The 10,539-nt window shown below is 49.1% G+C and carries 10 protein-coding genes and 6 tRNA genes; 9 read left to right on the top strand and 7 right to left on the bottom strand.

Annotated features, from left to right (window positions below; translation table 11 throughout):
- Together VGA08_01295 and VGA08_01290 are read left to right on the top strand one after the other, a co-directional pair.
- The coding region (locus VGA08_01295) for a glycosyl hydrolase family 28-related protein (protein HEX9679229.1) at positions 1–1,246 on the top strand (1,246 nt) is incomplete at its 5' end.
- 7 nt (positions 1,247–1,253) lie between these two features.
- Positions 1,254–1,586, top strand: coding sequence for a hypothetical protein (locus VGA08_01290; GenBank protein ID HEX9679228.1), 333 nt, complete (start codon positions 1,254–1,256; stop codon positions 1,584–1,586).
- A gap of 1 nt (position 1,587) precedes the next feature.
- Here VGA08_01290 and VGA08_01285 read toward each other — a convergent pair whose 3' ends face one another.
- The 4 genes from VGA08_01285 to VGA08_01270 all read right to left on the bottom strand — a co-directional run bounded on the left by VGA08_01285 (position 1,588) and on the right by VGA08_01270 (position 2,809).
- Positions 1,588–1,785 (bottom strand): hypothetical protein, encoded by a 198-nt coding sequence (locus tag VGA08_01285; protein HEX9679227.1) that lies wholly within the window; start codon positions 1,783–1,785, stop codon positions 1,588–1,590.
- A 58-nt stretch (positions 1,786–1,843) separates the two neighbouring features.
- Complete coding sequence (locus VGA08_01280; protein ID HEX9679226.1) at positions 1,844–2,482, bottom strand: hypothetical protein; 639 nt, start codon at positions 2,480–2,482, stop codon at positions 1,844–1,846.
- Between the two features lie 170 nt (positions 2,483–2,652).
- Positions 2,653–2,729, bottom strand: a tRNA-Arg gene (locus VGA08_01275).
- A gap of 5 nt (positions 2,730–2,734) precedes the next feature.
- A tRNA-Gly gene (locus VGA08_01270) sits at positions 2,735–2,809 on the bottom strand.
- A 69-nt stretch (positions 2,810–2,878) separates the two neighbouring features.
- Between VGA08_01270 and VGA08_01265 the strand changes: the two genes are divergently transcribed.
- Positions 2,879–2,955 (top strand) — tRNA-His (locus VGA08_01265).
- A 103-nt stretch (positions 2,956–3,058) separates the two neighbouring features.
- Complete coding sequence (locus VGA08_01260; GenBank protein ID HEX9679225.1) at positions 3,059–5,200, top strand: hypothetical protein; 2,142 nt, start codon at positions 3,059–3,061, stop codon at positions 5,198–5,200.
- A 109-nt stretch (positions 5,201–5,309) separates the two neighbouring features.
- Here the strand turns inward: VGA08_01260 and VGA08_01255 are convergent, their stop codons facing one another.
- Together VGA08_01255 and VGA08_01250 are read right to left on the bottom strand one after the other, a co-directional pair.
- Positions 5,310–6,830, bottom strand: a complete 1,521-nt coding sequence (locus VGA08_01255; protein HEX9679224.1) for a UDP-N-acetylglucosamine 1-carboxyvinyltransferase — start codon at positions 6,828–6,830, stop codon at positions 5,310–5,312.
- A 46-nt stretch (positions 6,831–6,876) separates the two neighbouring features.
- The gene (locus VGA08_01250; protein ID HEX9679223.1) at positions 6,877–7,272 is read right to left on the bottom strand and encodes a hypothetical protein; all 396 of its coding nucleotides are present in this window, start codon (positions 7,270–7,272) and stop codon (positions 6,877–6,879) included.
- Positions 7,273–7,311: 39 nt separating this feature from the next.
- Between VGA08_01250 and glyA the strand changes: the two genes are divergently transcribed.
- Entirely contained in the window at positions 7,312–8,577 is a 1,266-nt protein-coding gene (gene glyA, locus VGA08_01245) for a serine hydroxymethyltransferase (GenBank protein HEX9679222.1), read from the top strand.
- Here the strand turns inward: glyA and VGA08_01240 are convergent.
- The gene (locus VGA08_01240; protein HEX9679221.1) at positions 8,574–9,614 is read right to left on the bottom strand and encodes an FAD-binding protein; all 1,041 of its coding nucleotides are present in this window, start codon (positions 9,612–9,614) and stop codon (positions 8,574–8,576) included. The genes glyA and VGA08_01240 overlap by 4 nt on opposite strands.
- Before the next feature lie 33 nt (positions 9,615–9,647).
- Between VGA08_01240 and VGA08_01235 the strand changes: the two genes are divergently transcribed.
- The 4 genes from VGA08_01235 to VGA08_01220 all read left to right on the top strand — a co-directional run.
- A tRNA-Arg gene (locus VGA08_01235) sits at positions 9,648–9,724 on the top strand.
- Positions 9,725–9,777: 53 nt separating this feature from the next.
- A tRNA-Arg gene (locus VGA08_01230) sits at positions 9,778–9,854 on the top strand.
- A 34-nt stretch (positions 9,855–9,888) separates the two neighbouring features.
- Positions 9,889–9,965: transfer RNA gene (locus VGA08_01225), tRNA-Lys, on the top strand.
- A gap of 33 nt (positions 9,966–9,998) precedes the next feature.
- Positions 9,999–10,539 (top strand): bifunctional 5,10-methylenetetrahydrofolate dehydrogenase/5,10-methenyltetrahydrofolate cyclohydrolase (locus VGA08_01220; GenBank protein ID HEX9679220.1); only part of this gene is annotated, 541 nt, incomplete at its 3' end.

Here is a 10,539-nt window from a genome sequence, read left to right as displayed (position 1 = left end):
ACTAGCTGGCAAATCCAACACCGGCCACAGTCACAGTAATGACCTAGACAGCCTAACCGACGTTACCATCACGGCTCCAGGCAGCGGCCAAGTCCTTAAATACAACGGCTCAGCCTGGATCAATGATACTGATGCGACGGGTTCGGGTACGGTGCCGAGCGGGACCAACGACCAGGACGAACTTTACTGGGATGCTACCGGTGGCCAATGGGCGGTGGCACCTGCTCATTTTTTGGACGTCACCCGGGAACCTTACAACGCCGATAATACTGGTTCGGCAAACGCCTCCAGTGCTATCCAGGCAGCCCTCGATGATGTCGCGGCGGCTGGCGGCGGCACGGTTTACGTTCCGCCTGGTAACTACCGGATTGATACCGGCTTGAACATAGATGAATACGGCGTCAGGTTAGTGGGAGCCGGCCATCAGGGCTGGGCGTTGTCCGGCAACACCCCGGCGACAACGGCCTGGACGGTAGGACCGACGTTGTTTTTGTCTAACCAAGCCATTCATATTATTACTATCGACTCCGGTTCCTCTGGCGGCGATTGGCGGGGCGCAGCAGTCGAAGGTTTAGGTTTTGGTGATTACTCAGCTAGCCATAATACGGTTCTATCCGCTATTCGCATTACTCGCGGCCACGGTATTAATCTACGAAGTTTGAACATAGCCAATTTAGAAGCCGGCAACGGAATTTTCATCGATCCGGCGGTAACAAATGGTGTGCAGTATACCCTAATCGAGGATGTACGAACGGAGGAAGTCCTCAAGCCCTTCACTGGCGGCACCAACCGGTGCCAGGACGTACTTATCACCAACTGCTGGTTGTATTGCAACGATAATATTGATGGCGGCGTAGCTGGCTCGTTGGTAGTGGACTTTTCAAATATTGGCGACGTAGACGTTATTTCATCCCGTTTGCAATTTGGTGAAGCCTTGATTTATTTTGACGACGACTTCGGCAAGTTGCTGGGTACCTCGCTGGAACAGTCTAGCGGCTGGACAAATGGTTCAGCCGATTACTTTATAAGGGTAGGGGCCAACGCCCGCTGGACTATGATTGACGATATCGGTATGGCCAACTTGGCCAAAGCCGCTGATGTTATTAGGGTTGACACTGGAGCAGCCGATACGGTTATAGGCATCCATATTACTAATACCTCACCCATGCAGCACGCTGTCACGACCGATACCGGTACGCGGACATACAATCTGATGGAAGCCTTATTCGGCCTGACCGGCTTCTAATCTGGCCATGGCTGATCCGACAAAACAGAATAAGCAGAGCCAAAACAGTGATGGTTTTGAGCCTGATGAGGAGCTATCGCCACAAATTGGTGCACAAGTGTGGAATGAGCGTCGGGTAGTTGTCAATCCAGATTTCGTAAGTTGGGGCAAAGCTCGGGACCTAACGGTTATACGTGTCGGCGAGCAACCTGACTGGAAGCAAGTGTACGTCAGAGTCGGGAAGGGACCAGAAGTTGCCTTAAGAGCCTGGGACCGAATAGTTGTTATCGCTGGTCAAATCCAATACGGCAAACTAGCACGGCCAAAATCTTTCGATACCAGCCGACACAAAAAAATCTAGACTACTTCTTAGGTTTTCGGCGGCGAGACCTGATATTAACAAATAACACTACAGCTAAAATTATCAGGCCGACTGACACGCCGAGTACAATGGCTGTTCCGGTATTTTCCAGTCCGCCCGTACCGTCACCGTAAATCGACTCGCCGTATAGGCCCTCGTTGTACTGAGCAAAAAGCCAAAGCGCGAGGTAGTTAGTCATACTAAGAGTAGATTATACAGCTAATGGTGTGTGTTTGGTTGTTCAATCAGTCTATTGCTCAGGCATCCAAGTGGCAAGGCTCAGACCTTTGAGTAATAGAGTGCCACTCGCCGCCGGCCTTAACACCGCCTCTGATATAGGTGCGGTACCAGCCGTCGCCCCAATCCGGTATCGTGAAATGATTGTGATTGACGAACATAGATGACGCCTGGACTGTGTTGTAGATGTTGCCGGTACTGAAGGTTGTCACCCACGAATTAACGTTGAATTTCTCTATTTCTAATCTAATTCTCAAGTCGCCAGCCGGCTCATAGTCATATTGGCCTGTTGTTAAGTCGAAGAAATTGATATTACCAGCCTGGGATTTGTAATTTTGATCTGCGATCTCAGAGCTAACCAGCAAGCCAAAATCCTCAAGTATAGGCAGTTGTTTTTCCTTAAAACTATAACACTCTAAAGATGGTTGGGCGATTATGGCCCAGCGGCAGGCAAACAGTGTGCCGCCCTCTATAAATTCAATCCACTCACACAAGCACTTAAAAGTCGTACCCTCATATTCCACTATTTCATTAGGCGGCCAACAATGAACGCCTTCATAAATATCTGCTCTTACTGGCTTGAATGAGAAGCCGAGTACCAGCGCAATCGCCACAGTAAAAATTAACCCAACCCTTAGATTTAGGTTAATAGTGCGCATACTACCTCCGTTTGCGCCACCCCCAAGAAGAGCGTAGGCGTCTTTTATAAATATAAATTAATTGTAAGCCCAAGAATTGACAGGATGCAAGCGGCGTTCTTTAAGTTGTGGAAAAACCATACCAACTATTTGGACTATGCTGAAAGCTATCTAAATTTTACGACTTAGTGTGGTACCCCGGGCAGGACTCGAACCTGCGACACGTGGGATAGAAGCCCACTGCTCTAATCCGCTGAGCTACCGGGGCGCGCTTGGTGCGGGTGGAGAGAATCGAACTCTCGTCTCCAGCTTGGAAGGCTAGCATATTAGCCACTATACGACACCCGCTGACCGCCCGAATTATAGCAAACAAACAGTGGTAAAACAGATTATTATATGCTAGATTGTGCCAGCATGGCGAGCGTAGCTCAGTCGGTTAGAGCGTCGGTTTGTGGTACCGAAGGTCGTGGGTTCGATCCCCATCGTTCGCCCCATATAAACACATTTACAAAGCTTAAGAAGTTTATTACAATAGCATCACTCTTATTTTGACAGAGACAAAAAGAGCGTTAAGGAAAATAAAATCAAAGGGGATTGATGGCTGGCTTAAGACGCTGGAGTCTTGGCATAGTCTTGGCATTTGGGCTGAGTCTACTCAGTGGAATTGCCGTTCAAGCTGAACGAACAGAGTTTGGCTACGGTGGTTGGACCAAGACTTTTGGCGCTGATACGGTCTGTTTGGTGTCAAACTTGTGCAATTCGACCAACGGTGTGGCCGTTGCTCAAGACCACTCAGTAGTAGCGGTTGGTTATTTTGCGGGCAGTAATGTTAATTTCAATCCAGATGGTAGCGATCTACACAGCTCGACGGCGGCAGGTAACTCAGTCGACGCGTTTATCGTTAGGTGGGACAACGCCGGTAACTACCTATGGGGCAAAAGCTTTGGTGCTGGAACGTCGGGCAACCACTTTGATGCCGCTACCGACGTTGAGATAACCTCAAGCGGAAACATAGTGGTAAGCGGGCAATTCACAGGAACGGTTAACTTCAACCCGGACGGCAGTGATGACCATACGGCGGTGAACTCAGTCGATACTTTCGTGTCGGTCTGGTCTTTAGATGGTGTCTACCAATGGACCAAAACATTTGGCGGTGACGGTATTGATGCCATTGAAGGCCTGGTGCTCGATAACGACAACAACATCTATATGACTGGCCGTTACGCCGGTACAAATACCGACTTTAATCCCGATGCCGGGACTGATTTACACAGCGTAAATAATGTGTTTGCTACAGCTAATATCTTCTTCTCTAAATGGTTGGCTGACGGAACTTATCAGTGGTCTAAAACATTTGGCAGTGCCTCTGTACCGGGAGACGAGCCGAGCGACGTTGAGTATGCTGACGGGCATATTTTTCTTTCCGGTAGTCTGCAGGATTCGACAGATGTCAACTTCAACCCCGATGGTTTGGATCTACACGATCCATCGGTCGAGGGCGAGGTCTTCATCAGCCGCTGGTCAACCACCGGCATATACGACTGGACTTTTATGACTGAAGCACTCGGCTCAGGTTATGGCACTCCGATTGCAGCCAGCGAAGCGGGCGATTTGTTCGTAGGTGGTTCTTATGATGGTGTAAATGTTGATCTCGACCCAACGGCGGGGACCGATTTGTTCACCAGTGATAGCGGGACCAATGACATGTACTTTTCAAAGTATGACCATGACGGAAACTACCAATGGAGCTACGTGTTTGACGGTAGTTCGTTTGATGACATCACCGGAATTGAGGTAGCGACTGATAACTCGGCTTTTTACGATGACGACTCGCTGTATGTGGTCGGTGAAATGGGTAGTCAAAACGTTGATTTGGACCCAACAGGTGGCAGTGATATTTACAGTGCGGCTACTAATGGCCTCTGGGACGTTGTGATCCAACGTTATGATCTTGATGGAAACTATGAATTCACGCGGGTTCTACCGGGCGGAGATAACGATAGCAGTCCTTTAGCGGTGGCTGCGGATGAAAATCGAGATATCTACGTAGGGGGCTACTATGCTGCTACTAGCGTCAATTTTAATCCAGATGGGTCGGACATCCATACGACGGGCGCAGAGAGCAACGCGTTTATTACCAAGTGGCAGGATAGGTTCTGGCAGCATATTCTTAACCTTGAGGCCGACCACGACACGGAAATTGTCTCCACTAAGGAAAACGTCGAACTCGGCCAGCCGGGGGTACCGCGCGGTAACAGTGACGCCATTCGCCTGTTGGACACTGACCTGCCTCTAGCCGACATTGATGTCGACTTTCCGTTAGATAATGACTGGGATCAAGTTACGGGCGATACCTCGTTAGTATTAGGTAAGTCATTTGTTCATGATCTTTCAACCGCCCCAGGTACGGCTGACTCGTTTACGTTATACGTGCCGCATCTGGCCGGTTTCGACACGGTGGCTATCTGTCCCGATGCCGCTAGTATGGCCGAAGTAGACTACGGTTGTCCGAACATTGATTTTCGTCAGACTGATCACCCCGATGTCAGCTTGATAACCATCGATAGTAATGAATACTGGAAAGTAGACAATTTAACCGGCACAGGTGGTTTTAACGCTGAATTCTTAGCCGAAACCGGATCTCCGGCAACAATTAATCCAGTCGCCGGAATCACGCTAGTCGCATCGGCGCTACTGCTCACCAGGCACCGGCCGATAATACTAAGCCGCTATCACTAATAGTAAATACCAACAAGTCATATTAGAAACAAAGACCTCCGTAGGGGCATTCTATAGAATGCCCCTACGGGAGTTAGATTGAAACGGTGTTTAAATGTTTGGATGTTGGCTAAAAATCGCGCAGGATCTCGATCTTGGCGCCGAGGGAATTAAGCCGTTCAGCCAAGTCTTCGTACCCCCGGGCAATTGAATAAATATTTCTTAAAGTCGAGGTTCCCTCGGCCGCGAGCATACCAATCAAAACGATCACTGCTGGCCGTAGTGCGGGAGGACAAACAACGTCGGCCGAGCGCCATTTGGTCGGGCCAACGATGTTTACCCGGTGCGGATCAAGTAACTCGATCTCAACCCCGAGCTTGCTTAGTTCGGTGAAATAAATAGCCCGGTTCTCATATACCCAGTCATGGATTAGGGTCTTGCCCCTAGCTCTGGCGGCAATTGGCACAAAAAAAGGCAGGTTATCAATATTCAGGCCGGGAAAGGGCCGGCCGTAAATCTTTTCGTCCAGCGCCCTTAGCTCCTCGGTTTTAAGCAGTTTGATATCGACCAAATCAGTCTGTCCGTTGGCGGCTTTGTAGCGCTGGCTTAGTTCAAACCGAGCACCCATCTTTTTAAGTTTAAGTAGCTCGAGTTCTAGAAAATCAATCGGGCACCGATTGATAATCAGACTCGAATTTGTAGTAATACCGACGGATAAAAACAGCATCGATTCGATTGGGTCTTCGCTGGGGTGATAAGTAATATTCTTGTTGATATTCAAAAGACCTTTGACGCGTAATTTTGTCGTACCGATACCCTCGATCTTTACGCCCAGTGTCTGCAAAAAAAAGCACAGGTCTTGGACCATATAATTAGCGCTCGCCATATGTATTTCTGTCCAACCGTCAGTTTTAGCGGCTGCCATGAGGGTATTTTCAGTCACGGTGTCGCCGGATTCGTACAGAACAACTTCCCGAGGAGCCTTTCGTCTCACCGTAACCTCATACCGGCCGCGGGTGGCGTGGATACTCATGCCAAACTCCTCCAGCGCAAACAGGTGCGGCTGGATTGTCCGTTTACCGAGATTGCAGCCGCCGGCGTAAGGCAGGTTAAAAGTACCAAACAGGTGCATAAACGGACCAAGGAATAACAGCACGCTGCGGGTTTTCCGGGCTGAGGTTTCGTCAAGCTTATCAAGCCTTAGTTTGGCGGGGGGCTTTATCTCCAGGTCGTTGCCGCTGAGCCACCGCATTTGAACACCAATGCTAGCAAGAACCTCGACGAGACGGTTAACTTCTTCGATTCGAGGCATTTTCTTCAAGGTGGTCGTACCGCGGTTCAAAAGTGAAGCTGCCAGCAGGGCTACGGCGGCGTTTTTGGAAGTTTTTGTAACTATCTCGCCGCTTAAGGGTCGGCCACCCTCAATCTTGAAATTAATGGTGCCGCTTTGATTAATTCGCAATAATTCTCGATTTAAAACATCGCTAATCCGGCCCAGCATCTCCATGCTGAGGTTTTGCTTGCCATTTTCGATGCGATTAACGGCGCTTTGCGAGGTGTTTAACTGCTTGGCAAAATCAGTCTGGGTCAGGCCGCGTTGTTTGCGAACCTCGGAAATTAGTTGTCCAATTTTCTGGGAATCTGCAGTCATAAGCTGCAAAGTAATATATCAAAGATGATATAAGTGTCAAGAAAATCTATGAATTTTGATTAATTAGATCTGACAAGCCAGCTCTAGCTAGCATTACTGCCTGCTCAGCTCGATCATAAGCAGCGTCAGATTCAGTTTCAGTTTTAGTGAAATTGTCGCCATCATCTGAGGTTAATTCAACGCAGCTCCTCGTGCGGTCAGGGTAGATAATGTACCTTTTCCAGGCTATAGCACCGTCAATTGGTTTTTCATGTTGTACAACGTCGGCGATTTTATCGGTTTCTGGTATTGCTTGTGAGCCCAGTTTTATCACCGAACCTTGGTGGTAATTTATACCAGTTTCCCATAAATCTAAATCTAATTTGTCGGCTTCTTTGATAATTTCCTTAACAGATTCTCGGATTCGAGTGTAAGCTGTAGGCTGGGCATGTTCGATTGACATAACCGGTCTATTATAACATTATTCTCGAGGAAGACAGCGATGAGCCTAACAGATTATTTGAACCAGGAACAATTGCGTCAGCTGGACGGCCTGGAGCTTATACCTTCGGAAAACTACGTGAGCAAAGACGTACTTTCAGCATTAGGCAGCGTCTACACTAACAAATACTCTGAGGGCTACCCCGGCCGGCGATATTATGGCGGGCAACAAAACACCGATAAAGTCGAGTCGGAGGCCATTGAACTAGCCAAGAAGTTGTTTAAAGCCGACCACGCCAATGTCCAGCCGCATTCTGGTGCGCCGGCAAACGAAGCGGTTTATTGGAGCTGGCTAGAGCCCGGCGACACGGTTTTAGCCATGGACTTAAGCCATGGCGGTCACTTGACCCACGGCCATCCTGTCACAGTCACCGCCAAACTTTTTAACTTTGTCCGCTACAAAATGAAAGACATTGAAACCGGAGAGATTGATTATGATGAAATGCGCCAACTGGCGCTAAAGCATAAACCTAAAATTGTACTCGCTGGCTTCAGCGCTTATCCGCGCGAACTGGATTACCAGCGATTTGCGGATATTGCGAACGAGGTCGGCGCTATGGCGATGGCGGATATCGCCCATATTGCCGGTCTGATCGCGGCTAGAAAACTGGCCAACCCATTCGATTTTGGCTTTCACGTCATGACTACCACAACCCATAAGACCTTACGAGGCCCAAGAGGTGGTATGATTTTAAGCCGCGGCAAGGTGGGCAATCCACTTAAACCGCCAGAAAAAACCTTGGAAAACCTGCCGACGCTAATTGACCGGACGGTCTTTCCGGGCTTACAGGGCGGACCGCATATGAACAATGTACTGGCTAAGCTGGTTGCCCTAAAAGAGGCCGACACGGCGGAGTTTAGAAATTATGCCGGCCAGACTTTGACAAACGCAAAGGCATTGGCTGAATCGATGATGGATCAGGGCTTTAAGCTAATCACTAACGGAACTGACAATCACTTGATATTGGCTGACGTTAATCGGTCGTTCGGTGTCGATGGAAAAATCGCTGAGGAAGTGCTAGATAAAATCGGCCTGACACTGAATAAGAACGTGCTGCCAGACGATCCGCTGCCGCCGTTCAAACCCAGCGGAATCCGTCTAGGCACGCCCGCCATGACCACTAGAGGACTAAAGGAGCCTGACATGGCGAAAGTTGCACATTGGATGAAGCAGGCGATTGTAGCCAAAGACGACCAACCGACGCTGGCCAATTTAAAAGCGGAGGTCACTAAACTAGCTAAGCAACACTCGATTCCGTATCTTTAAAATTCACCAAGTATTCTGGCTTCAGGTTCGAGTTTGATACCTAGGCTTTGTTCACTATGGTTAATAATTTCTTGGGCTACGTCGTAGATTTGCTGGGCCGTGGCGCCGCCGGTGTTTTCGAGTTTTAAAACGTGGTCCGGGTGGAGGCGTACCGGCCCCCATTGTTGGCCGCGCTTAAAGCCGGCGGCCAACAAAACATGGGCGGCTGACACCCGCAGGCGATCCCCGCCGTGTACTTGGTTCATTTTATGGACTTGGGACTTGGTTTTGCCGCTCTCGTCAAACGAGGCCACTAGATCGGCTTGCTCGGAAGTTACCAGCGGGTTGCGAAAGAACGAACCGACGGTTTTAGCGTGGTTTTGACCAGGTACAAAGATTGATCCGGCCCGGCGGCGAGTCTCTAGGATTGTTGCACGCCTATCAGCTAACGTGTCTTTAAGCCCTAATTCTGATTTGATATCAATGGCTGATTGGTAAGTAACATCGATCGTGGGCTTAGAAGCAAGTTCATAGGCCGCCCGAACGATTAGCTTACGTTGCCATCCGTCCAGTTGAAAGTCGGACGTTTTATACCCCCACGTAAGATCGGCGGCGTTTATCTTCTGCAGTCGCTTTTTGTCTAAATCGAAGACTTCGACCCAGCTTAGGCAATCCGACTGAGACTGGCCGTAGGCATTAATATTAATAAACACCGCAGCACCGACACTGCCCGGCACACCGCTAGTTAGTTCCAACCCCCATAGGTTGCTATCGACTAATAATTTGACCATATCATCCCACCATAGTCCGGCTCCGGCGACCACTTGATTATCGTTTAGGTCTAACTCGTCGTTTCGAAACAACAAAGTCGTACCAGGAAGCCCCTGATCGGAAATAAGCACATTGGTACCATAACCGAGCGGCCAAACCTGATTGTTGGCTTCGTTTATCGCTTCGTCGATTTCTAGGCCGCTTTTGATGGTAACTAATTTCTCCGCTGCTCCGCCAACATTGAAAGCGGTCAGGCCAGCCAACGGTTGGTTTTGCTGAATGAGCATACTGTTAGTATAAACTGTTAGCTGCACGATTAAGCCCTGCTAGCTCAATTGGACAGAGCGCCAGCTTCCGGAGCTGGAGGTTACAGGTTCGAGTCCTGTGCAGGGTACCATTGTCACAACAGAGGTGGTTTGGTATGATGCAGCAGCTATGAACTTAGCTTGTGCTCCAGTAGCTCAGCGGATTAGAGCGCCTGGCTTCGGACCAGGAGGTCGGGGGTTCGAATCCCTCCTGGAGTACCAAAAAAGTTATATAATTAATTATATAACTTTTTATGGGCCCATAGCTCAGCTGGTTAGAGCAGAGGCCTCTTAAGCCTCGTGTCCTGGGTTCGAGTCCCAGTGGGCCCTCCAAAATCAGTAAATTAGTGGTATGCTACGCCCGTTATGAGATATCTTGACGGGAGAGAACTGGCTGGCTACATTAAACAGCGGCAAGCCAAAGAAGTCAGACGGCTGAAACATGCCGGATTTGCGCCAGTGCTGGCTATCATTTGTGATAATCCGCAACCAACCAACCAACTTTATATGTCATTGAAGAAAAAATACGGAGCTGAGATTGGGGTTAAGGTCATAGATTTTAATGTGGAGCCGAGCGAACTAGCCAATACGATCAGATCCGTAAATAAGGATGAAACAATCAATGGGCTGATAGTCCAGTTGCCAATGACCACTGGAGTTGACACAGACGCTTTATTAGATGCCATTAACCCCGACAAGGATGTTGACGGTTTGGGTGAAAAAGCCAAGTTCGATCCAGCTACGCCGTTGGCAATTTTGTGGCTATTGGCGGGGTATGGCATCGAGCTGGCCGATAAAAAGATTGCCATCGTAGGCCAGGGCCGGCTAGTCGGCAAGCCGCTAGCTGCCATGCTCAGAAATTCCGGAATCGAGCCAGCCACGTTTGATGTTGGCTCGAAAAACCTCA

It is taken from the genome of Candidatus Saccharimonadales bacterium (assembly GCA_036397795.1).
GTDB lineage: Bacteria > Patescibacteriota > Saccharimonadia > Saccharimonadales > DASWIF01 > DASWIF01.
This window is presented reverse-complemented; position numbering and strand designations above follow the sequence as displayed.